Origin of the sequence: Paenibacillus sp. FSL H8-0034, assembly GCF_038000305.1 — a bacterium.
In the GTDB taxonomy this organism is placed as follows: domain Bacteria; phylum Bacillota; class Bacilli; order Paenibacillales; family NBRC-103111; genus Paenibacillus_S.
This window is the reverse complement of the sequence record NZ_JBBOBS010000001.1, coordinates 2978202-3001439: the sequence shown is the minus strand read 5'-3', so window position 1 is coordinate 3001439 and position 23238 is coordinate 2978202. Positions and strand designations below refer to the sequence as shown.

Below are 23238 nucleotides of genomic sequence, written 5' to 3'. Positions count from 1 at the left end.
CACTTTAACAAGTGAATTGGCAGGCTTTATCCTATGCTTCCGTTCTATTCCTCAGCTCATTCGGGCTCATATCGAAATATTTGCGGAATATGCGGCCAAAATGCTCCGGCGATTCATAACCAATCTCGTCAGCTATTTCATATCGCTTCTTATCCGTGGATAGCAGCAGCCGATGCGCTTCTTCCATCCTTAGTTTAATGACATAATCCCATACATTGATGTTCATGCTTTTTTTGAATAAGTAGCTCATATAATTGGGGCTTAAATGTACAACCCGCGCAATCTCATGCAAATTGAGTTCCTTGCTGCGGTATGATTTCTGGATAAAGCTCAGTACCTGCTGGATGATCGTCCGGTCTTTGTTCTCATTGCATTCCTTTAACCGCTGATAGGCAGCAAAGAAAAAATCAATAAGCGATGCCCTCCGTTGATCATGAGGCACCATATATTCATTGCAATAACGGGGATCAAACGGCCGAATGCCATCTCCGATTTCATCCTTGAATTCAAGCAGCACACAATAAATACGCGATGCAGCCATGGAGACAAAGCTGATATAAAGCTCCTGGTCATCATAAATCTGCTCTATGGAATCCAGCATCTGTTCGATCTCTCGTCGGGTGCTCTCCGGACTAAGCTCCTTTTTCCATAACTCAGCTAATAAATCAATCTGCTGCTGCCAGTTCACGAATCTTGAAGCAGAGGCGCGGTTAAAATCCTCCGTGTAATACACAGCATGCTCCTGATGAAGCTTTCGCCAATAGATCACATCCTCAGCCTCATGGTAAAGCTCACCGATCCGATTACTGCCTTTTCCCACACGGCTTATACCTACGGTCGTTTCCAAGCGCAGATACGTTTGAATATTGTAGTGCAGCAGGTTGCCGATTCGGTTGAGCTCAGACACAGCGCCATCCGAGCTAACGTGATGAATATCCTCCTGCCACTGCAGCAGTACGACAATTTTATTGCCGCTTACGTGAAACGCAAGCCCACTCCAATTAGCTATCGTTTCTTCAATTACGTTCATACACGCATATTTGAATAAATTGCGGTCTTTCAGCTTTTTATCCGGATCAAAATGAATCTTGACTACCACAATAGAATAATAAGGTCCTATCAACGGTAGCTCCAGGCTTTCGAACAGCTCCTCCAGGTCCCGGTGATCTATTTGCTGATTGGAAAAGGTTTCGCTCAAAATATACATCTGCGGCGAAAGCACGCCCTCCAGCGAAAACTTGCGGTTAATCGCATAATCGCTGAAATAGCCCTGCCTTTCCTTTAGCAGCTTACCGACAACTTCCAACAGCTGCTCAGGAACGACAGGCTTAACGATATAATCCTTTGCACCAAGGCGCATACATTTCTGGGCATATTCGAATTCATCATGAGCCGAGATCACGAGGAACGGAATTCCCGGCTGCTCCAAAAACACCGTTTCCATCAATTCGACACCATTCATCCCGCCCATCTGAATATCGGTTATGACAACATGAGGCGGGTCATTACGAATGTAATCCAGAGCCTCGAACCCATTCAGGGCGATCTCAATTTCCGTCAAGCCGAGATTAGCGTTCATCAGCAAATCACGAATTCCTTCACATACGAGCAGCTCATCATCAACAATTAATATCTTTAGCATGAAATCTCCTCCTCTCTTAGAACAGGGAGGGTGATAACTGCTATTGTCCCTCCTCCGGGACGCAAGAAATAAGTAAGTCCATATTCATTTCCGTAATGCAGCTGAATCCGTTTATTCACATTGCGAATGCCATAACCCTTCTCCTTTAAAGGATCAGGTTGATCCTCCTCCGAAAGAATGCGGCTGATCAAATCCAGCTGAATCGGCTTAAATCCGTTATCCTCTACCTTGATCTGCAGCACACCATCAACAAAAAGTGTTCGAATCCAGAGCTCACCTTCGCCGTCCATTTTGCCAATTCCGTGAAAAATCGCATTTTCGACGAGTGGCTGTACAATCACTTTGGGTACCATGCAGCCGCGGGTCTCCTCCGTAATATCCATGTGTACCTGGAATGAGTTCTTGTATCTTTTGAATTGCAGCCGCACATAGGAATCGACATGCAGTAGCTCCTCGGAAAGAGTCGTAATCAGCTTGCCTTTGCTTAAGCCAATCCTCATCAGCATCGAAAGGTCACGTACCATCTCCGCTACTTCCGGGACTCCACCCTTCATCCCATACCAATAAATCGAGTCAAGCGTATTGTACAAGAGATGAGGAGTGATCTGGGACTGCAGGGACATCAGTCTGATTTCTTTTTCCTTCAGCTCGATAATGTATTTCTCCTCGATCAATTCGTTCAACCTTTCCGTCATATGATGAAAGGAATCGTGAAGGTGACCGATCTCATCCGATCGTCTTGACTTGATCCATTCCCCTCGCTTCTGACCAGGGGTATAGTTTTTGGTTAAACGCGTCAAAAAAAGCAAAGGCCGCAGCACCGCTCTGTCCAAATATGCGACAAACAGTACCATCAGCACCAGGTAAATGCATGTAATCGTCAGAATCACATATCGAATCGGTTCCAGCTGTGCCGTCAGCGTATCTGCGGGAACCTTATAAATAAGCCTTGTGCTGAAAGTTGAGCTGTAATGCGTAATATATAACCACTGCTTGTCATCCTGCTGAACAAAAGAAACCCCTTCGTTCTTGAGATCCACTTCCCTTGGAAAAACGAGCAGCGAGCCAGGCGCCACATCAGCAGCCGTACTTACCAATACCTCATTAAGGTTATTGGTTAAATAAGCATGGCTGCCTGAAGGCAGCTGAACCGATTCCAGATCCGGCTGCAGCACGGATTCCAGGTTGGAAGCGACCAGTATGCTTTCAGCCTGATCGGCGTTCGACTGTTTCCGAATAGCCCGCATATAGGCAAGCGTATTGCGGCTCTTGCCAAAAGCGCTCCAATCCTGCAGCACCTTAAAGCTGCCGTTCCCTGCATGCTGAATCGTTTCGGAGAACCATGCCGGAGTACTGAATTGCTGAATATCTATGACACTGCTCAACCGGTTAGCCGGATTCAATTGGATGCCATACTCCGCATAGTGATGGGTGAGCAGCGTATAACGAGGCTGGCTAATATTGAGGGAAGAATATCTTCCGAGCAGCCCCTCTACATCCTCTAAACGATGTTTTCCCGACATCTGGCGATCCGTCAGGCTGCGAATTGCTGAATCGGTCGAGATTTTGATCGAATTCTCGTCGATAAGATTGATGACCCGGTTCAAAGCAGCATGATTTTGCTTCAGCAGCTCCAGAAGGGTCCTGCCTACCTGCAGCTTGATGGTAGAGCTCGTCTTTTCATAGGAATACCAGCCCACCGCAAGGACGGGAATCATAATAAGTAGAACAAAGAAGAGGATCGCTTTCTTTTTTAGACCCATGCCCATCTTCCTCCCTTGAAAATCATCATCAAAGCTGCCTAAAGTCAGATGTGTTCACGGGTCAAGCTTCCCCCTTAATATAACCTACAAATGTGAATCAGGTAAATCCTCATTCCAAGGTACATTGCCAAATTTGCAGCTGGGGACGACCTTCTCCGGGATGGACAGCAAGAGCGAACGATGAACAAGTGGCTGCTGCATCCTCCTCCAGACATTTGGCAATGTCGGTCACAGTACTGCCGACGGTATCCAGCTTGGTGAGTGTTTGTCCGTTGATCACAGCGTAATAAACGCTGCCGTCAATCTGTACAGCAGCATGATGTCTGCCGAGAGCAAGGATTCGGACAGTTTCAGGCATTGTATGATTGAATGCATCTGGCAGCACGAACCTGAATGAATGCTCGCCATCCTCGGAAATAATGGCTAATTGTCCATGATGCGAAACCAAACCGACATGTTGGCCGTAGTCCGAGTCCCATGCCCGTACATGCTCCCGATACTTCAGAAGCGTCCTCTCTGCTTCATTGTAATCATACAATACACCTGAGCTGGCCAAAATCCAGACATGTCCCTCACTCGAAATCAATGTTTCACAAGGCTCATCCACAGCCATGATGCGTTCGAACTGACAATCAGCCGTGATCTCTGAATAATCGACCTTGAACAGTTCATTGCCGGCAAGCACCCAGATGCCTCCTGACACGTTTGCCGCAATTGCCTGAATTTCGTTATCCAGTGAAAGCTTATTAGCTGGCCATGGCCCCTTCTCCAGCCTGACAAATCGCCATGGATTGCGAAGATCACTCCGTCCCACATATTGATCCCAAGCGATCCAGACATCGTCTCGAGAAACCGTGATTCCTATAAGCGTGGGACCGATGTGGTAAGTTCCCAATACCGCTTCAATCGCAGGCTCTGTTTCCCACGAAAAGCCGTCCTCTGTCGAGACGATATACCTTTTCCTGCTGATAGGAACGATGCCATAAGCGGCAGCGGCGGCTTCGCCAACCGAGGTGGAGGCCGTAAGCGACAGCTTTACAGTCGGCACTTGCACCAAGCCCCCCAGCTCTTCCTCATAGCTCCAGCCCCCTTCATCCGTAATTGTGCGCTGAATATGGTCCAGTGTGCTGACTTTGACTCCCGTACGGCCGATATCCAATATCCTCGATTGTCTGTTGCCATCACGCGTGCACATCCCATGTACACCGGTTATAAAAAAGCGCGTTCCAAAGCGCAGCGTTGAAGCATCCGGATGGAAGTGGCTAAGATGATAATGGGCTGAAAACCACATGACAATTTCCGGGGTATTCCTAAATAAATGATACCAGCGCAGCGAATCATGGTTCTGATCCAGATAGGCGTTCGTCGATCTGACATGAACACGCGGCACCGTCCGCAAACCGCAGCCAATCGGTGGTGCATGCGTGAAAAAGATTACAGGTACGTTCGGGCGTTCTTTTAATTTCCCGGTCAAATAATTGAATTGTATATCGGAAACAAAGCATTCCTGAACATCGTAGCAGGAATCGGGAGATTGCGGATCTGTAGATGCAAAAAACAAACGGAAATGCTCATATTCCAACACACCGTAAGGCTGCTCTAATTTGAATAAAGCTTGAAAACAATCAATCATCGTTCCTTTTGGCTGCAGTCCCGAACCCGATTCCCTTTCCAAATCGTGATTGCCGAGAATCGGCCTTAGTGTGGTCCCCGTTTGATCGAGAAAACATTTGGCTTCCTTAAGACCCTCCGTGCTGCCAATGAGCGTACGGCTGCCGAAGTCTCCGAGTGGTATGACCAAATCAGGCTTGCTTTGCACAATGTCTGCCATTGCTGACTCCGTTAATTCATATTGCTCCGGATTTAAATGAAAATCACCCAGAATGACAATTCGCATGGGAATTCTCCTCTCTTTATCTTGATGCCTACCCTTTGACCCCACTCATCGCGACTCCCTGTACAAAATACTTCTGGCCGACAAAAAACAGCACCAGACTGGGCAGTAACGTAACAATCGATGCGGCCATCAATAAATTCCATTGCACCTCTTTATCGCTTTTAAAAAAGTTAATGCCAAGGGAAAGCGTATAAAGCTCTGAACGATTCAAATAAATCAACGGATGCAGAAAATCGTTCCATGCTGAATTAAATTGGAATATGCCTACTGTTATCAGCACGGGCACCACCATAGGCAGCAGCACGTACATGAGCACTTTGATCGTACCCGCCCCATCGATTTTGGCAGCCTCCTCCATATCGATCGGAATGGTAAGGAAAAACTGGCGCAGCAAAAAGATATAAAAAGCAGTACCAAAGAAACTGGGCACCATCAGCGGTAAAAAGGTATTGATCCAGCCCAGGCTCTTGAATAGAAAAAACTGCGGTATGATCATAACCGTCCACGGTATCATCATCGTAGCCAGCATGGAAATAAACCAAAACTGCCGGGCAGGAGCGCGATATCGGGCAAAGCCATAAGCTACCATCGTACTGGACAGCAGTGTTCCCGCCATCGTAACAGCCGTTATGAACAGCGTGTTCATAAACCAGCTGCCGAACGGAAGCTGGGAGAAGACGATCAGGAAATTATCCCATCTGGCAGGGTTCGGAATCCATTGTGGCGGCCACTTTTGAATCTGCCACTCCTCCTTGAGTGCGGTGGACAGCATCCAGAAGAACGGAATCATCGTGATGACCGATCCCAATGTAAGTATCAAATAAATCAGGACTTCTACCCATTTTTTGTTTTTTTTCATAGTGGTTTGCTATTTCCTTTCCCCATCGTAATGAACCCAGGATGCAGAGGATTTGAATACAATCAGCGTTAAGGCCATGATGATAACAAATAACAGCCAGGCCAAGGCGGAGGCGTAGCCCATCTCCATCCTGGAAAATGCATAATCATATAAATGGAAATTATAAAGCCGTGTCGAATTCAAAGGGCCACCCTTGGTCATAACAAAGGCTTCTCCAAATTTTTGCAAAGCACTGATAATCCCCATAACGAGCGTGAAGAAAATCGTAGGCGATAACATCGGAAGCGTCACATTGCAAAATTGCCTCCACGGGCTGGCCCCATCCAATTCTGCAGCCTCATACAGCGAATCGGGAATTCCCTTCAATCCGGCCAGCCAAATAATCATCCCCCCGCCAACCTCCCACAAACTCATCAGAATTAAGGACGGCAGGCTCCAATTCGGATCAAAGATCCATCCGGGGCCTTCGATCCCGAAATAGCTGAGAATCGTGTTAAGCAGACCGATTTGCGGATTGTAAATAAACATCCACAAAATCATAACCGCAACGCCGCTTAACTGGGAGGGCAAGTAAAACAGGGTACGGAATATACTGACTCCCCTAACTGCTTTATTCAGGAGCATAGCCAAAGCCAAACCGAATATAAGCGTCAAGGGAACAGAAAATATCGCATAAGTAACAGTAATACGCAGCGACTTCCAGAACAGCGGGTCCTCAAACAGAGCAAATTTAAAATTGTCCAGGCCAATCCATTCAGGAGGATTCAGCATATCCCACTTCGTGAAGCCGAAGTACAAGGAGGCCAGCATGGGACCCAATGCGAACAAGAAGAAGTGAATCAACCAAGGCGAGATCAGCACGTAAAATGTGATTGCTTCTTTTTTCTCTGAGTTTGTTTTTGCCAGCAAGTTCAAGTCCTCCATGGGGGCATAGAAAAACGAGTTCGTAGAACCCGCTTTTCTCCCTTTATTTATTTTCTCTCTTTAAATTGGCATCTGCCGTTTTTGCGGCTTCGTTGAGTTCTTTCCTCACATCAACATCGCCCGGAAGCAAAATTTTCTCGATCACCTGCTGCATAGGCGGAAGACCGGTTTTCGTGTAGAGCGGGTCACTGTATTGCGGCGTTGGTTTATTGTTCGGCATGTCGTCGATAAACGCCTTATAGTTAGGGTCGGTCATTTGCCCCTTCTCCTCGGCTACGAGCTTGTGGGCGGAGAATCCGTAGTCAGCGAATACTCTCGCTCCTTCAGGTCCGGAAATGAACTTCAGTACCTCCCAGGCTGCTTCTTTGTTTTTGGATTTGGAGTAAATTCCCCATCCGCCATAGAACACAACGTTTGCCGGACCTTTAGGTCCAACAGGTAAGGTAACTGATCCGAATTTAAAATTCGGGTCCTTCTTATAGGTCTCAATCTGCCAGCGGCCATCCATACTCATGGCAACCTTCCCTGCTGCGAACAAATCAACACCTTTTAATGCTTGGGTATCCGAGCTGCCTGGACTGATTCCGTCGGTAAAGTGAGCGTCCCGATAAAATTGCATCGCTTTGACCATTCCGTCGCTGTTCATATAACCTTCGTACTTTTTCCCATCTGTTTGAACAAGGCCGTCACTGTATGCAAGCATTAAGGGTTGAATCTTGCTCACGTCAGCGCCGTTGAACTTGGCACCCCACTGTGTCGTTTTGTTACCGTCCTTGATCGTTAGTTTCTTGGCTATGCTGTAAAATTCATCCCACGTCCATCCTGCCTTCGGATAAGGAATGTTGGCATCATCAAACATTTTTTTGTTGTAGAGGATCGCCATGTTGGTCCAATCCTTGGGCATCGAATACAGCTTGCCTTTATACTTGCCAAAGCTCAGGATATTTTCGAAATAATCCGCCGTATTAATTCCGTTGGGTCCCTTGACGAATTCATCAAGGTCAGTTAACCCGCCTTTCTCGGCAAACGGCGATAATTGGTCGTTACCAGCCATAATAATATCCGGTGCGTCGCCTGCAGCAATTTGCGTCAGCAGCTTTTCCGTATACTGCTCGGGGACCGACTCGAATATAACCTCGATATCCGGATTTTTCTGGGAGTACATATCGACTACCGATTTTTGCATTTTAAAGCTGGATGCGGATGACCAGGACACCATTCGAATTTTCACTTTTTGTTTGGGTTCTGCTGCTTTTGCCGCCTTACCCTCGGCTGAAGGCTCTGGCGCCTTGTTCGAACAACCCGATGCAAGCAATGCAAATGCCATAGATACAGCCATAATTCGTTTTGCGTGACGTCTCATTTGTTGTGCTCCCCCTGTATGTATCAAGTTTTCATAACCTTATTATACGGACGGGGTAGTCCCCCGGATATGATTGATATTGGGTTAATTGTGACGCATTCCACACTCATGGAAAAAGAAGCACGAAGCATTTTCCATAAAAAAACACGAGTTCCACTGATCGCCATTTAAAGGCTCACAGCTGGACTCGTGTCTATGATACATGTAGACTCGTATATCGGGATTACTTACGTAAGTGAATTCGGATATACCATAACCTTCAGACTGCCCGCTTTATTCGTTCTGGCTCGCTCCATCGCTTCGTGCGTTTGCTCAAGTGGGTATCGGTCTGTAATTAAGCTCATCATCTCCGTATTGCCGGAAGACAAGAAGGTAATTCCCTGCGGGTACGTATTCACATAACGGAAAATGCCATAGATGTCGATTTCATTATCACAGATGAAAGGAACATTAACGCCAACCTCATCGACCGGTGGCAGTCCTACTATCGACAGCTTGCCTCCACGTCGGATCGAATGCATCGCTGTTTTGAGTGCACGTGGATGCCCTGCGGTTTCAATAGCCAAATGAACACCTCCACCAGTCAGTCGTTTGATCTCGGCTGCAGCATCGGCCACATCAGGATAGATCAGGTCGGTTGCACCCAGCTTTCTGGCTGCTTCCAAGCGGTTGATTTCGAGATCACTGACAAAAATCCGGTTGGCTCCAAAGGCTTTGGCGGCAGCCACGGCTGTTAAGCCCACAGGACCCATTCCGATAATAGCCACATCCCATCCAGGTTTAAAGCCAGCCCGATTCAGCGCGTGAATACCGACGGAAAAAGGTTCATTCAAAGCCGCTTCCTCGAAGGTCAAGGAATCAGGAATCGGGAACAAAAAGTCTTCACGGTGGGCAATATATTGGCAGAAGGCTCCATCTACCGGAGGCGTAGCCAGGAACTGAACGTCTGGACACAAGTTGTAACGGCCCGACTTGCAGGCATCACAACGACCGCACGTAATTCCAGGCTCGATGGCCACACGGTCACCCGGGTTAAAGCGTGTTACATTTTCACCGCAAGCTGCGACGATTCCTGCACACTCATGGCCAAGAATAATCGGCTTTTCTACAACATAAGTACCGATTCGACCGTGTTCATAATAATGGAGATCCGATCCGCAGATGCCCACTGCCATTACCTTGACGAGTACCTCATCGGGCTTGATCGCCGGTACGGGCAGCTCGACGATCGAGATTTGATGCGGCTCCGTCATTAGCGCTGCCTTCATCGTTTGTGGAATATCGGATAAGCTCCGTGTGCTGCCTGATTGTTGAATAGTAGTCATCATTATGCCTCCTGTAATATGCTTTACTTGGTTATCGAATGTAAATTATCGAATGAATTATCCATTTAATCGGTAAAACCGACTTGCATTGCCTCCATAGACAGCAGCCAATTCATCTTCCGTCCAGCTTGCATCCAGACTTGATTGGGTCAACTCCAGCACTTGCGTGTATGTCGCTGAGAACAGGCATACCGGCCAATCGCTGCCGAACATCACACGTTGCTTGCCAAAGGCTTCAACCACCACATCCACAAAAGGCTGAATAGCCGCCTGCGTCCAATCGGCATCTAACTTCTCGGGCACCATTCCAGACAGCTTGCACATCACATTCGGATACGCGGCAATTTGTCGAATCTGCGAAGCCCACGGCTCCATTGTGCCTTCCAATATCGGCGGCTTGGCCAGATGGTCGACAACAGCACGTAATTCCGGCACCTGCTTGAGCAGCTCCACAATATACGGCAAATGACGGGGATTAGCCTGCAAATCTACTGGGAACTGCGCTTCGGCCAATAACTTGAGATGACGGATAACGGTTTCCCCCAATATCCAGTCAGAAGGCAAATCCTGAATCATCGGTCTCAGACCGACAAACTTGGGGTTGCTGCGAAAGCGGTCCCATTCCTGCTCAAATGTGTTCGATTCCAGATCCAGCCATCCGACTACGCCAGCAATCGTAGGTTCCTTCTCCGCTATGCTTAACAGAAATTCCGCCTCTTCAGAGGTTGGAGCAGCCTGAACAACGATGGTTTTTTGGATATTGTATTGCTCCAGCAAAGGCTTTAATTGCTCAGGCATATAATCCGCATAGATACGTCCCAGGGAAGGCTTGAGCCATCCGTAGTCAGTACGTGAGGTTAGCCAATAGTGCTGATGTGCGTCAATGCGCATTTCTTTGCAGCCCTCCATAGGCATTCATTTGGTTTTTGCAAGAAAACTTATTTCATTATTATAAACCGAGTTTGTGGAGAAAACCAGTATGATTAGCATTTCTTATGTGGCATCAGCTTTTCAATTCTCATCATAGCACTAGTTATTATTTTCGGGAATACTATGTAAAGGATCAGAATCAAATGACAAACTCTGATCAATCCAGCGCAAAAAAAGGAACAAAGCAATGACACCTGTGGCTAGATGCATTATTTTACCACAACGGAAATGCTTCAAAGAATCCGTGGCAAAGAAATGCTTGCAAACTCATAATGAAAAGGGCTCCGCGGTAGTCGCAGATCCCGTTTCAATTGATTGAACTATCGTTTCCAGTTAACGCAATCATCTAGCCATTCTATAAGATACGGAGAGCCGTATCACAAATAACGGCAAGTTTTTTTGGGGAAACCCGCAGGAGTCTGCGTTGACTATTGTTAATACTTTGCTCGACGCTTTCAAAAGCGGCAACGCAACCTTTTGGCAAAGCCTCGGTTGCTAAGCGTCGAGCTTCAGTCTATGGCATGGGGTTTCTAAGAGTTCTTTATGCCGTGTTTGTTTGCAATTTGCTCGCTTTGGTTGGGCTGGCCCTTACCCTTGGTGATCAAGTCGCGAAGGCTGCCGCTTATGTAGATGCCCCAGGAGTCCGTACAGACGGCGTAGCACTCATACTCGGGAACGAGGCCTACGTGCGTAAATCGAACTTCTGTTTTGCCGTCTTTCTTGGCGAGTTCAAAGACAATGTCGGTATCCTTCCACTCGTTCTTGTCCTCTACGAAGTTAAAGTAGTTGTCTGTAATGTGCCAAACAACCTTTTTACTTGGAACAAGCTCGGTGATTTGGATCGTGCAGCGGTGAATATCTTGGTAGTGGTACTTAAATTCACCGAGTTCGTCGGTAGTGCCCTCAATTTCCTCAGACCACCATCCGCGGACGTTATTGATGGCGGCGAAGACTTCTTCGGGACTTTGATCTACCTTAAAATAAGTACTGTAACTTTGATTCATGCAAGTTATCTCCCTTCGTTATTTTTGACTACACAACGAGTATAAATCTTGTACTTGCAAAACGCAAGTACAAACTTGCAAAATGCAAGCACGAATTGTATAATCATTCTCATGAAAAAGCGACCTTCCACAGTTTGTCCAATCGTATATGCGCTCGACATATGGGGTGATCCCTGGAGCCTAGTCATACTTCGTGACGTCCTTATCCATAACAAGCGGTATTACCGCGAGTTTCTTGCTTCACGCGAGCACATCTCAACTAATATTTTGAGTGCACGGCTCCAATCACTCGTTGAAGCAGGCCTGCTCGTCAAGATAGAAGGAGATTCAAACCGCGCACAAACCATGTACCGACCAACACAAAAGACACTTGACCTGTTTCCGGTCATTTTTGCCATTATGCACTGGGGCCTGAAATACAACCCTAATACCGATATGACTATTCCGATCATGCAAGAACTAACAACAAACGAAAAAGGGCTGGAGCTGCGCCTTTTGCAGAATTTCGACGATATTACATCATAAAAAAAATCGCGTAGCAATTCCTACGTTCTTAAGCCATGAAAATAGCCTAAAATCATCTGATTTTAGGCTAAGAAATAGTTCAAGTCACATACCTTACCAACGTCATCTCTGTTGCTATGGACCTATTTATACTTTGATGAAAGTTTGCATTCAGTACTTAACTTTACATTTTAATCAGTACTTCGTTCCCTTCGTACCGCTGTTGTTCAGTAAATATTCGAAATCATTTTCCAGCCGCTTCTGTTCGGCCTTGCGGGCATCCACGATCTGCTGTCTGGCATCTTCCTTTTGCTTAGCCTCGGCTGCTTTCATCGCATCGGACTGTGCCTGCAGCTTGCTTAGAACATCAGGATTAATCAAATCCTTCAAAGTAGCCGGCTTATCCTGAGCAGCTGGTTTGGGTGCCGCTGCGGGTCTTTGTTTTTTGGCCATCTGGAGATTAGCCTCCCTTCTATCCTTAACTGACTGAACCTATAGCATAACAATATTTTGATGTCCTGCCAAGAAGCCGCCATCCACAGGGATACTGATGCCCGTTATATACGAGGCTTGAGGAGATGCCAGAAAGCAGACCGCCTCCGCCACTTCATGTGACAGACCAAACCGTTCCATCGGGGTTTTGCCCAATACACCGTCTCGGAACGCTTGTCGTTTAAAGTTCGCCGAATTGAGATCGGTTTCGATATAGCCCGGACTTACCGAGTTAACACGAATTCCATATTTAGCCCATTCCACCGCCAACACCTTACTATATTGCAGCAGACCGCCCTTGGAGGCTGAATAAGCGCTCTGATTCGGGGTAGCGATATGGGACAGCATCGAGGTGATCGTCACGATCGAGCCGCTGCCTTGTTCGATCATCCGCTTCCCGACCTCCTGGCAGGTTAAAAAGGCCCCTCTCAGATTAATTCCGATAATCTCATCCCATGCCTCCGATGTGTACTGCTCGGCAGGCATTCGCTTGTTCGTCCCGGCACAATAAACCAGGATATCGATTCGCCCATGAATACGGTGCGCCTGCTCCACAAACTGCTGAATACTGGCCTGATCCTGAACATCGAGCGAGAGTCCGTCCGCCTCTACGCCCAACCCGCGAATTTCCTCGGCTGTTCCCTTATACTGCTCCTCGGTACGACTTCCGATGATGACCTTGCTGCCATAGCTGGCGAGAGCCTTGGCAATCTCTTTGCCAATCCCTCTGCCACCACCTGCAATAACGGCTACCTGCTGATCCAAACCTCGCATGAGCATAATCCCCTTCCTGATATTACGGATTCAAGAAATTACATCGATAGTACATCACTATTTCTCATCCTATCCTTACTTATCGAGCAGTTGGATCGAATGCACAGCATGTTCCAGCCGCTGCCATTGCCCTTCGGTTTTGACCGCATCATTAATCCGCTCACGAACGGAATACACATACCCGTTCTTTTCAAATACAAATTCAACGAGGGTGTAGGGCACATTTCTGCTTTTGTATGTAGTTGTGAACTTTCTAACCGTCATGCCCCACATTTCCTCGTCAGCGGCGGAGTTTTTGTAATTTGCATCGGCTTCAGTACTTTTCTTATGATCCTGTTCAATCCGCTTTATCGTCTCTTCCAGACTTGAACGGTCATCGGCCGATATGTTCAGGCTGCCTCCATTAAAGCTGAACTGCGCGGATGGACTGTCAAGCTCTCTCTGGTAAACTCCTTGCCAGGCTTCGGGAACACGCAGTGTGTACATATATTTTTTGTTGGTGTACGTTATCGTTTTGTTCAGATCGGTCAGATCTTCTTCATCCTGAATAAATCCGAGTGAACGATTGACGCCTTCCTTGGTAAAGGAAGCAGACTTCTCGAAGCTGCTGATCAGCGTATCCATGTCTTCACCACCTGCGGCTTTTGGAAACACGAATTTTATTTCGTACTTGTATTTATCCTTAATCATGTAAATAACATGAGACTGACGCCATTTGTCCCCCATAGTCGAAGCATAACGCTTTTCAATAGCCGCGGTACCGCCAATGACGGTTTCATTCGACTCCCCTACTTCCTTATAACCTTCCGTGTAGGCATCATTAAATTTCGCTGATTGTCTTGCTACCCAGTCCTTCAAGGTATCACCGGACGCGGCCGAGCTCACCTGTACAGATAAAGTTTGCTCACCGTCCTTGCTTGCATAATTCAGACCGTTGCCCCAATCCCGCTTGCTCCATTCCAGAGGCGTTTCAAAGATTAGCCCATACTCCGTCGTCACCGTATTCCCGGTTTGATAGGCGGATATATCCTTCAAGGAGGCATTACTCGCATCAAACGAGAGCACGAACGAATCCAGCAGATCGCTGTAGCTGTTGCGTTTGATCGCGTTGTTGTAGGATTCCTCCTTCTCGACGATCAGCGTCAGGTAATAAACTTTATCCCCTTTGGAAAAGGCTCGTGTTTGGTAATATTCCCCACGTTCATTTTTCTTTACAAGTAATAAATAAGATTGCGGTGTTTGCTCGATAAACCTTTTTTCCAAAAGCGTACCTTTGCCATCATCGGCCAGTTTTTTCATGAGTCCAACCGGAGAAATATCCTCGCTTTGCTTTTCTTCAACGATAATACTGATGGCAAACTCGCCTTTGGCATCAACAAGAAGCACACTTTTGCCCTGCCCCGAATCTTCATTGGTCTTAACAAGTCCTGCCGGATATTTCATCGACCAGCCGTAATGGCTATCGCCAATCCATGTTTTGCCTTGATCCGCATCAATATAGGAGCCATCGGCATCCTGAATAACAGTCTCGGAGCTGGAATGCTCCTCACCCAGAACTACCTCGATGACTTTGGAGTTTCCGCTTGACTGCAGCGTCAATCTGACCTTTTGCTCCGGTAAATAGTTCTTTAAAGCCTCGTTGAATTCGACCTGATTGCGTGTTGGGTAAGAGTCGATAGCCAGCAGCACATCACCTTGGACAATCCCAGCCTTCGCGCCCGGAGAATCCGGTTCCACATAAGTTACCTCCAGGCCATTGCTTGACGGTAAGCCAACAACAGCCTCCCAGCTCTCTCCAAGCTCCAATCCCAGGGAAGAACGCTTCACCTTGCCGTATTTGAAAAAGTGGTCCAATACATGCTGTACGGTCGCCACCGGAATCGCAAAGCCAAGTCCATCTACGCCATACTGGACATACTTGAGTGTATTGATCCCGATAACCTGTCCTTTCATATTGACCAACGCCCCCCCGCTATTGCCGGGATTAATCGCCGCATCCGTCTGTATCAGCTGATACTTGGACAATACCGAGCGGTCCATTCCACTGACGATACCGTAGGTAACCGAGTTGCGCAGCGCAAAGGATAACGGTGTCCCAATCGCCATGACCGATTCACCGACCTTAAGATCCGTGGGATCTGCCAGTATGGCCGGGGTCAAGCCCGTCGCCTCGATCTTCACGAGAGCCAGATCACTTTCTTCATCAAAATGTGTCGTTTTCCCCGGATGCGTCTGTCCATCCGAGGTTACAACCACGATATTACGCATATTTTTCACTACGTGGGCATTGGTCAGGATGTACCCATCGCTTTTTACAATAACTCCGGTGCCGTGAGCGAGATCATAGCGGTTTTTCTCCACTGTCTTTTTATTATCGATAGGTTTACCGATGATCGCTACGACAGATCGGGTCGTTTTTTCGATAACCGCGGGAACAGCTCCCTTGTCGGCTGCGGCATCCGCATAAACTGACGAGCTTGCAACCGATACAAAGAGTATCACTGCAAGGACCGACAGCATAAAACGTTTGCCTGATTTTTGTAAATAATTCAATTAAATGTCTCCCCATCCTTTGTTTGATTGGCTTATTTTTCCATATAAATACTCTAACAGAATCAAGCCAAAATTCCAATACATTGACAATTAGCAATTGACAGGAAGAACTTACTTTTGTAATCATGAACGTTCTAGTCCATTAGTCCTTGTTTATAAGATTTATTAGGAACTTGACTATTATTTAATAGATTTTTTGTCGAATTATGCAATATAATGTACGAAAGATCACTAATTTTTTACAAACATCTCAGGGGGGCATCATGTGAAAAAGAAACTTATCCTTGTTCTTATGCTATTCGCTTCGTTACCCATTTTAGTATTTTCCAGTTTCAGTATTTACTCGAATAGCCAGGAGCTGCAGCACAATGCCAGCGAATTTAGCCTGGCCAATGCCCAATCGATTAAGAGTGATATTAGCGTTGTCATCGCCCAAAACTTTGACTTATTAAAAGTACTTGCCCAGAATGAAATCTTTCAGAGCGGAGCACCCAAAGCTGAAACTGCTAAAGCACTGCTAAATGCCTCGGTAAAGGTTCATCCAGAAGCTGTCCTTAATTACACCGATGTGGCAGGGCAGCAAAAAGTCCGCAGTGATAATCTGGCTATGACCAACGTAGCCGACCGGGATTATTTCAAACAATCTCTGCAAACCGGTAAGCCTGTTGTATCCGAAGTATTGATAGCCAAAGCTACCGGAAATAAAATTATCGTCCTGGCCGTGCCGGTTCTGAATGAAAGCAAGCAGGTTACTGGAATCCTGACTGACAATATTGATCTTTCTTTTCTCAGTGAATATGTGACCAAACTTTCTCAGAACGGTAATGTTCCTTTTATCATAGACCGCAGTGGTAAAATTTTGGCTCACATGGATAAAAACTACATAGATAAGGATATCAGTGCAATCGATTTTGTCCAACAGGGCTTGAAAGGAAATGACGGAACATCGATTTTTGTCGAAAATGGTCAAAAAATGATGGTTTCTTACACCTATAACGAGCTGACTGGCTGGCTTATAGGTAATGCTCAATCCTACGATTCCGTAATGTCTCAGAACACAAAAATCATCTCTCAAAGCATCGTTTTGCTTGTCATTGTATTGCTAGTTTCCTGTGCTGCAGGCTTCTTTTTATCTAATAAAATTGCCAGACCGCTCATTCAGTTGACCGCCTTTACTAAACAAGCATCGAGCGGTGATCTTACTGTACAAGTGACAGTCAAGGATAACAATGAAATCGGACAGCTTGCCGACAGTTTTAACTTGATGCTTCAAAATTTGAGGCATATGATTCAGCAGGTCGGCTCCAACTCCGAAAGCCTGGCAGCATCTGCCGAGCAGCTGACAGCCAGCGCGTCACAGACCAGTCAAGCCACAGAACAAGTAGCTAAGATTACTGAGGAAGTAGCATTGGGAACGGAGAAGCAGGTCCAGACTTTAAAAGAAAGCTCCCAGTCCGTTCAGGATATTTCAGACGGTATTCAAATGATTGCTGCCAATGCTACCAATGTCTCTTCTCTGGCTTTGGACGCCTCCCAAAAGACGGAACAAGGTAACGTGGCCATTCATTCGGCTATCACCCAAATGGAGTCCATGCAGCAAACCGTTAACGGGCTTGCCTTGGTAATCAAGGAGCTTGGCGACCGATCACAGGAAATCGGACAAATCGTCGGCGCTATTACAAGCATTGCCCAACAAACCAATCTGCTGGCTCTGAACGCCAACATTGAGGCAGCTCGCGCCGGCGAGCAGGGCCGCGGTTTTGCTGTTGTTGCTGGCGAAGTCAGGAAGCTTGCCGAGCAGTCCTCCCGTTCAGCGCAAACCATCGCCGAGCTTATTACCGTCATCCAGGACAAAACCGCAAACGCGGTTGAATCTATGGATATCGGAATTACCGAGGTCAACCAAGGCCTGGACGCCGTCCATACCGCAGGTGACGCTTTTACACAAATTCAGCAATCAATCCGGCAGGTATCTACACAAATTCAAGAGGTGTCCGACTCCTCCCAGCACATGTGTGCGAATGCGTTGCAGGTCGTTCAGTCATTTGAGACCATTATGGAGGTATCCGATATGACGGCATCAGGTACGCAAAATGTATCGGCAGCGGCCGAGGAGCAGCTCGCTACCATGGAGGAGATCACAGCATCTGCAACAGTTCTCTCCGGCATGGCCGACGAACTTCAGGACGTTATCGGTAAGTTTAAAGTGTAGCGCCTTGCATCATACCCAGCCTGTATGAGAGTAAAATAACCCTCCAATCGCGTTTTACAGCGAATTTGGAGGGTTGTCTGTTTAGTATAGATGTAAGTATGGATGTAACAAGCTGCTACCAGGCGTACGCTTCAGGAGCAGGCTTGCCTGGACCCGGGAATATCTCGTCCAGCTTGGTCAGCGTTTCCGTGTCGAGCTTGATTTCTACAGCTCTTAATGTATCTTCAAATTGCTTCAGAGTCCGTGGTCCGATGATCGGTGCGGTGAGTGCCGGATGAGATAATACCCATGCCAAGGCAACATTCGCTTCACTTTCCCCCAGCTCCTTGCACAGCGCGGAGAATTGCTCCAGCTGCGAGCGATGCTTCTCGATAGCCTTGGTCTGATTGGCTGTTCTTGAGCCTGCATCCGGATTCAATGCATTGCCACCCAGAAGGCCTCCCGCTAATGGACTCCATGCGATCACACCGATTCCATGATGCTCTGAAGCCGGAAGTACTTCCAATTCAGGCTCACGGCAAAACAGGCTGTACTTGTGCTGCTCAGATACCAGCCCCAGGAAGTGACGCTCCTTCGCTTTGGCCTGTGCCAAAGTAATATGCCAGCCAGCAAAATTACTGGAGCCGACATAGTCAACAGTTCCCTGCTGTACCAATGCCTGAAAGGCTTCCCATAATTCATCCCAAGTCGCGCTTCGGGCAATATGGTGCATTTGGTATAATTCAATATGATCGGTTTGCAACCGTTTTAATGAAGCTGCCAGGTGACGGCGGATTTTGTACGTGGATAATCCTCTTTCCATATTAGGACCATCATTTTCATCCTCCATAGGTCCATACACTTTGGTAGCCAGCACGACTTTCTCCCGACGATTCCCGCCTTGAGCGAACCAACGCCCAATGATTTCCTCGGTCCAGCCACGGCGGTTTTCCCCTCCGTAAACGTTGGCGGTATCAAAGAAATTCACTCCGGCATCCAGTGCGGCATCCATAATACTGAAAGCTTCCTTCTCATCAGTCGACGGACCAAAGTTCATTGTGCCTAAACAAAGACGACTCACTTTAAGTCCGGTTCTTCCTAAGAACGTGTACTCCATTAATACTCAGCTCCTTTGGTATATGTAATCCACCTCTTAAATCATAACCAATAATTGAGAGAATAGAAAGAACTGACATTAATCTCATTTAATATACTTGAATTCCTATAGTTACCTGAAATAAAGTGAGTCTAGTCGTGCTCAGCCATTTTCGGAAGATAGCCATGATCATCAAATTGCAAGGGCTCCGGCTGACCCAAAATTTCGATATGAGACAGCTTTTGAATTTCGGGTACGAGCACCTCTGATACATAGATATACTTCAAATGAAGTGTATTGGGAACACGAACAATTCTCGCTTGTGACGATTCAATACCCCAGTTACAGCGTAAAGCCACATGAAGCGCCTCTCTGTCGTTATCAATGACCATCGGAATCATTCCACGCATAATAAATGAGCTTGTAATGACGTTCTCATTCGTTTTTTTCATATCGATTTTATCGAAAAAACGTTTGGTTGTCAGATCGGCAAGCCCCATTCCGAGTGCATTTCCATGGGAAGGCTCACTTAAATCACTGGCTACTATATATTTGATTCTCGGACTGTCCAGCTCTTCCTCGCCCAAAATCCGCATTCTACCTATTATATTGGTATCCATTCCGGTTCCACTGTAGTTTTTGCCGATCTCGTCAACGAACAGCACGTCTATATCGTCCACGGGAAGCTTCGGCATCATGCTTTTCGATATTTTCAAAAGCGCCTGCTCCCGCTCAACAATTTGCTTTGCTTCGATAGCTTCGATAATATCCGTCTGATCGAAAGCATTTTCCACAATGCCCAACCCGAATAATACATTCAATTTATCGAGAGTGACTTGACCCACAGCAGGCATTAAATCACGGATGCCATGAATCCCATACGAATGAAGCAGCAGCGCCTGCTTGTGCTTGCCTATACCAATAGCGGCCATTTTGACAATTCCGCTTTCAATCCATTGCGAGGATTTGAAATCGGTATGAACTTTGATTCTGGCAATTACGATAACCGCATCACTGACTAGAATGTGATTGTCCGCGTATACCGCTAGTCCTGCCGGCGTTTCTCCAATTTGTGTAACCTCCATGGACGAAAGAATCGGGGCCCCACAGTAGTCCTCAGTCACTCCCAGACCCTCCAGCACCTCGATCTGTCCTTCAGCGGTCGCTCCACCATGGCTGCCCATTGTCGGAATGATTCGTGGCTCGACCCCAAGCTTCTTGAGCTCATTGACCACATTTTTGATGATCAAGGCAATATTAGCGATCCCTCGACTGCCTGCTGTTATTGCCACCTTCATCCCCGGCTTGACCTTGTCGGACAAACGGATAGCTTCCATTTGCTTGCTGATTTCCGCCTCAATATCGTCGATCTTGGGTCCATTAAAATGCTGTTTGACCTTCACAAACTTTGGCAGCAACATTGGATTTATTCCTCCTTGAAAGGATATGGTTTCGATTGTCATACATGTATGGCATGTCTTCACTTCTACCGCTTGGGTGCTAATTCGATACCTTGACGGATCGCTTCCAAAAGACTTTTTTCATCAGCAATGCCCTTGCCTGCAATATCAAATGCGGTTCCATGATCCACACTGGTACGTATAATCGGCAAGCCTACCGTAATATTGACGCCTGCATCCAGACCCAGCACCTTGATAGGACCATGCCCCTGATCGTGATACATCGCAACTACAATATCGTAATCGCCGCGAACTGCCAGGAAAAATAACGTATCGGCAGGCAACGGCCCAACCACGTTAATTCCCTGCTGCTTGGCACGCTCTACAGCAGGCACAATAACCGCATCCTCTTCACCATAGCCAAACAGCCCGTTTTCTCCGGCATGAGGGTTAATCCCGCATACACAAATCCGCGGCTGCTCATAGCCTGCTTTCTTCAGAGTGTCATGTGCCATCTTAATAACCGAATATACGCGTTCAGCCGTTATTGACTTGACCGCATCGATCAGACCCATATGGGTTGTCACATGAATAACCTTGAGCTTGGGGGAGCTCAGCATCATTGCGTAATCACTCGTTGCAGTTAAATCCGCCAAAATTTCCGTATGTCCCGGATAATGATGTCCACCCTTCTGCAGTGCCTCCTTGTTCAAGGGTGCCGTACAGATGGCGTCGATCTTCTCTTCCTTTGCAAGCTCAATGGATTTCTCCAAAAAGCGGAACGCGGCATCGCCGGACTGTGGTGAAACTTTACCGTAGGGTAGACTCTCTGGCAATAGATCCATATCCAGACAATTGACGACTCCAGCTTGATCCAATGCCTGCTCAGGGGACTTGATCGAATGAACGCGCAAACCGGTTTGCAAAAATAATTCGGCTCTTGATAAAAATTTGGCATCACCGATTACAATCGCCTTGCAGGTTTCAAATACTTGTGGGTCCTTCAATGCTTTCATAATAATTTCCGGGCCGACACCTGCCGCGTCACCCATCGTAATTCCTATTATCGGTCTATGCATTCTATATATCTCCTTATGCTTGGCTGATTATTTTCCATGACTGTTTGCTTGGGCAATAACTACTTTCTATCCCTGATAACTTGTGCTGCCTGCAGTAAAGAATTAGGATTTCCGAAAGCCCCCGCCTTTGTGACCAGAGGAATCGAGACTTTGCCTTCAGCTTTGCAGAGCGGCAAGCCTTCCTCCACCTCACCGATAATAACCAGGCTGGCAATGTTCAAATGTGTGCAGGCACGGTAGGCAATATCGCCACCCGTTAGTACTGCACCGGCAAGCTTTTCCTGGTTAATGACCGCTGCTGCCAGCCTTCCGATACCATCTGCGATCAGATCCCCGCCAGCCAGTGCACTTAAACCAGCCTGCTGCAAATAATCAACCACTTGAACTTTGGCCTCATTGGAAATGTCCGTAGTTACAACCAGATCCTCGCCTGAGGCAATGAGCTGCCGCGCTTCCTGTACGAGCTCAGCCATTTCCTGATCGCTAATACCAAGCAGCAGGAGTGGATCAATCACCAAGGACCGGAAGCCATTCTGCCTCAGTGTCTCTACCTGCTGTCTCGTAACCTGACTGACACTTCCTGCCACAACAAGTACAGGAGCTGTAGGATCGGCAAGCTGCTCCTGATCTTGGGTTATCTCGACATCAAACCTCTCAACGTCCGACTCCAACTTATAAAATCCAACCTTGGGATAACGATTAGCCAATGCTTCCGCCAGCCCTGCAGAGCCTACCCATAGCACACGCTCGCCCGCGAGTTGCTCAGCAATGGTTTGCAAATCATTAGGTGTGGCGCTGTCCGCTACAATGACCCGTGTTCCCTGCTGCTGAAGCGTGCGTACCTCCATAGCCAGTCTGCCGCTGCGGATGGAACGAATTTCAACTTCACCCACCAAAATCGAAGATTGAGCACCGATGATATCAGAAATCTTGGAATTCGTAACCGGAAACTTCGGGTCCCGTGAAATTTCACTATCTTCAAGCAACTGCTGGTTAAGCAGCTGATAACCACCTATGGTCAGTCTCCCTTTCTGCGGATAGGCAGGGGCTACGATGGCCAGGTCAAACTGTCCAGTGCTCATCAGAGCTTCAATTTCTTTGCCAATATTTCCACGCAATGTAGAATCTATTTTTTTCATAATGACCTGAAACTGACTCAAATCCTGGGTTTCAAGCAGCTCGCTCCATTTACGAAATGCGGCTTCCGGTGTAAGTGACCGGCTTTCCACATTCCTAACATACGTTGTACCGGAATTAGCCGGCGTAAGAACTTGCCTGTCATCAATGCAAACAACTGTAGGCATTCCGTGCTTGGCGAACTGAACGCCGGAGTCGTTTGCCCCTGTTAAATCATCAGAAAGAATAATGACGTTATCCATGATCGTACCCGCCTGCTTTCCTTTTCCACTTGCTGTCTGATCTCATCTTATCAAATCAGCGTT

Annotated in this window: 18 protein-coding genes; 2 read left to right on the top strand and 16 right to left on the bottom strand. The window is 47.1% G+C overall.

The features are described 5' to 3' along the window. Positions 1 to 31 precede the first annotated feature (31 nt). The 9 genes from NST47_RS13390 to NST47_RS13350 all read right to left on the bottom strand — a co-directional run bounded on the left by NST47_RS13390 (position 32) and on the right by NST47_RS13350 (position 11707). A complete protein-coding gene (locus NST47_RS13390; protein ID WP_341155607.1) occupies positions 32 to 1642 on the bottom strand; it encodes a response regulator transcription factor in 1611 nt (536 codons plus the stop codon). Continuing rightward, on the bottom strand, positions 1636 to 3405 hold the full coding sequence (locus NST47_RS13385) for a cache domain-containing sensor histidine kinase (protein WP_341155606.1): 1770 nt from the start codon (positions 3403 to 3405) through the stop codon (positions 1636 to 1638). The genes NST47_RS13390 and NST47_RS13385 overlap by 7 nt, the downstream gene beginning before the upstream one ends. Before the next feature lie 109 nt (positions 3406 to 3514). Continuing rightward, entirely contained in the window at positions 3515 to 5302 is a 1788-nt protein-coding gene (locus tag NST47_RS13380; RefSeq protein ID WP_341155605.1) for a metallophosphoesterase family protein, read from the bottom strand. 28 nt (positions 5303 to 5330) lie between these two features. Continuing rightward, entirely contained in the window at positions 5331 to 6161 is an 831-nt protein-coding gene (locus NST47_RS13375; RefSeq protein ID WP_341155604.1) for a carbohydrate ABC transporter permease, read from the bottom strand. 9 nt (positions 6162 to 6170) lie between these two features. Beyond that, on the bottom strand, positions 6171 to 7070 hold the full coding sequence (locus NST47_RS13370; protein WP_341155603.1) for a carbohydrate ABC transporter permease: 900 nt from the start codon (positions 7068 to 7070) through the stop codon (positions 6171 to 6173). Between the two features lie 58 nt (positions 7071 to 7128). Beyond that, positions 7129 to 8448 carry an ABC transporter substrate-binding protein gene (locus tag NST47_RS13365; RefSeq protein ID WP_341155602.1) on the bottom strand — a complete coding sequence of 440 codons (1320 nt, stop codon included), beginning with the start codon at positions 8446 to 8448 and terminating at the stop codon, positions 7129 to 7131. A gap of 227 nt (positions 8449 to 8675) precedes the next feature. After that, the gene (locus tag NST47_RS13360) at positions 8676 to 9773 is read right to left on the bottom strand and encodes an NAD(P)-dependent alcohol dehydrogenase (RefSeq protein ID WP_341155601.1); all 1098 of its coding nucleotides are present in this window, start codon (positions 9771 to 9773) and stop codon (positions 8676 to 8678) included. 57 nt (positions 9774 to 9830) lie between these two features. Beyond that, on the bottom strand, positions 9831 to 10664 hold the full coding sequence (locus NST47_RS13355; protein WP_341155600.1) for an amidohydrolase family protein: 834 nt from the start codon (positions 10662 to 10664) through the stop codon (positions 9831 to 9833). 569 nt (positions 10665 to 11233) lie between these two features. Then, positions 11234 to 11707 carry an SRPBCC family protein gene (locus NST47_RS13350; RefSeq protein ID WP_341155599.1) on the bottom strand — a complete coding sequence of 158 codons (474 nt, stop codon included), beginning with the start codon at positions 11705 to 11707 and terminating at the stop codon, positions 11234 to 11236. Between the two features lie 111 nt (positions 11708 to 11818). On the opposite strand from NST47_RS13350, the gene NST47_RS13345 reads away from it, so the two are divergent. Further along, positions 11819 to 12232, top strand: a complete 414-nt coding sequence (locus tag NST47_RS13345) for a winged helix-turn-helix transcriptional regulator (protein ID WP_341155598.1) — start codon at positions 11819 to 11821, stop codon at positions 12230 to 12232. Between the two features lie 174 nt (positions 12233 to 12406). On the opposite strand, the gene NST47_RS13340 is transcribed toward NST47_RS13345, so the two are convergent. The 3 genes from NST47_RS13340 to NST47_RS13330 form a co-directional block, all read right to left on the bottom strand. After that, positions 12407 to 12664, bottom strand: coding sequence for a DUF3886 domain-containing protein (locus NST47_RS13340; RefSeq protein ID WP_341155597.1), 258 nt, complete (start codon positions 12662 to 12664; stop codon positions 12407 to 12409). Positions 12665 to 12703: 39 nt separating this feature from the next. Further along, a complete protein-coding gene (locus NST47_RS13335; RefSeq protein WP_341155596.1) occupies positions 12704 to 13477 on the bottom strand; it encodes an SDR family NAD(P)-dependent oxidoreductase in 774 nt (257 codons plus the stop codon). 75 nt (positions 13478 to 13552) lie between these two features. Continuing rightward, positions 13553 to 16030: a S1C family serine protease gene (locus tag NST47_RS13330; protein WP_341155595.1), complete on the bottom strand. Its 2478-nt coding sequence runs from the start codon at positions 16028 to 16030 to the stop codon at positions 13553 to 13555. Between the two features lie 265 nt (positions 16031 to 16295). Between NST47_RS13330 and NST47_RS13325 the strand changes: the two genes are divergently transcribed. Further along, complete coding sequence (locus NST47_RS13325) at positions 16296 to 18242, top strand: methyl-accepting chemotaxis protein (protein WP_341155594.1); 1947 nt, start codon at positions 16296 to 16298, stop codon at positions 18240 to 18242. 115 nt (positions 18243 to 18357) lie between these two features. Here the strand turns inward: NST47_RS13325 and NST47_RS13320 are convergent, their stop codons facing one another. The 4 genes from NST47_RS13320 to NST47_RS13305 all read right to left on the bottom strand — a co-directional run bounded on the left by NST47_RS13320 (position 18358) and on the right by NST47_RS13305 (position 23175). Beyond that, complete coding sequence (locus NST47_RS13320; protein ID WP_341155593.1) at positions 18358 to 19338, bottom strand: aldo/keto reductase; 981 nt, start codon at positions 19336 to 19338, stop codon at positions 18358 to 18360. Positions 19339 to 19469: 131 nt separating this feature from the next. Beyond that, on the bottom strand, positions 19470 to 20738 hold the full coding sequence (locus tag NST47_RS13315) for a lactate racemase domain-containing protein (protein WP_341155592.1): 1269 nt from the start codon (positions 20736 to 20738) through the stop codon (positions 19470 to 19472). A gap of 65 nt (positions 20739 to 20803) precedes the next feature. Then, positions 20804 to 21796, bottom strand: coding sequence for a 4-hydroxythreonine-4-phosphate dehydrogenase PdxA (gene pdxA / locus NST47_RS13310; RefSeq protein WP_262682463.1), 993 nt, complete (start codon positions 21794 to 21796; stop codon positions 20804 to 20806). A 59-nt stretch (positions 21797 to 21855) separates the two neighbouring features. Then, positions 21856 to 23175, bottom strand: a complete 1320-nt coding sequence (locus tag NST47_RS13305; RefSeq protein WP_341155591.1) for a four-carbon acid sugar kinase family protein — start codon at positions 23173 to 23175, stop codon at positions 21856 to 21858. Positions 23176 to 23238 lie beyond the last annotated feature (63 nt).

What these genes read in the sequence shown, in the direction of transcription:
- pdxA (WP_262682463.1), bottom strand. Translation starts at nt 21,796, where the DNA reads ATGCATAGACCGATAATAGGAATTACGATGGGTGACGCGGCAGGTGTC.
- NST47_RS13380 (WP_341155605.1), bottom strand. Translation starts at nt 5,302, where the DNA reads ATGCGAATTGTCATTCTGGGTGATTTTCATTTAAATCCGGAGCAATAT.
- NST47_RS13335 (WP_341155596.1), bottom strand. Translation starts at nt 13,477, where the DNA reads ATGCGAGGTTTGGATCAGCAGGTAGCCGTTATTGCAGGTGGTGGCAGA.
- NST47_RS13365 (WP_341155602.1), bottom strand. Translation starts at nt 8,448, where the DNA reads ATGAGACGTCACGCAAAACGAATTATGGCTGTATCTATGGCATTTGCA.
- NST47_RS13320 (WP_341155593.1), bottom strand. Translation starts at nt 19,338, where the DNA reads ATGGAGTACACGTTCTTAGGAAGAACCGGACTTAAAGTGAGTCGTCTT.
- NST47_RS13345 (WP_341155598.1), top strand. Translation starts at nt 11,819, where the DNA reads ATGAAAAAGCGACCTTCCACAGTTTGTCCAATCGTATATGCGCTCGAC.
- NST47_RS13375 (WP_341155604.1), bottom strand. Translation starts at nt 6,161, where the DNA reads ATGAAAAAAAACAAAAAATGGGTAGAAGTCCTGATTTATTTGATACTT.
- NST47_RS13315 (WP_341155592.1), bottom strand. Translation starts at nt 20,738, where the DNA reads ATGTTGCTGCCAAAGTTTGTGAAGGTCAAACAGCATTTTAATGGACCC.
- NST47_RS13355 (WP_341155600.1), bottom strand. Translation starts at nt 10,664, where the DNA reads ATGCGCATTGACGCACATCAGCACTATTGGCTAACCTCACGTACTGAC.
- NST47_RS13350 (WP_341155599.1), bottom strand. Translation starts at nt 11,707, where the DNA reads ATGAATCAAAGTTACAGTACTTATTTTAAGGTAGATCAAAGTCCCGAA.
- NST47_RS13390 (WP_341155607.1), bottom strand. Translation starts at nt 1,642, where the DNA reads ATGCTAAAGATATTAATTGTTGATGATGAGCTGCTCGTATGTGAAGGA.
- NST47_RS13385 (WP_341155606.1), bottom strand. Translation starts at nt 3,405, where the DNA reads ATGGGTCTAAAAAAGAAAGCGATCCTCTTCTTTGTTCTACTTATTATG.
- NST47_RS13305 (WP_341155591.1), bottom strand. Translation starts at nt 23,175, where the DNA reads ATGGATAACGTCATTATTCTTTCTGATGATTTAACAGGGGCAAACGAC.
- NST47_RS13340 (WP_341155597.1), bottom strand. Translation starts at nt 12,664, where the DNA reads ATGGCCAAAAAACAAAGACCCGCAGCGGCACCCAAACCAGCTGCTCAG.
- NST47_RS13360 (WP_341155601.1), bottom strand. Translation starts at nt 9,773, where the DNA reads ATGACTACTATTCAACAATCAGGCAGCACACGGAGCTTATCCGATATT.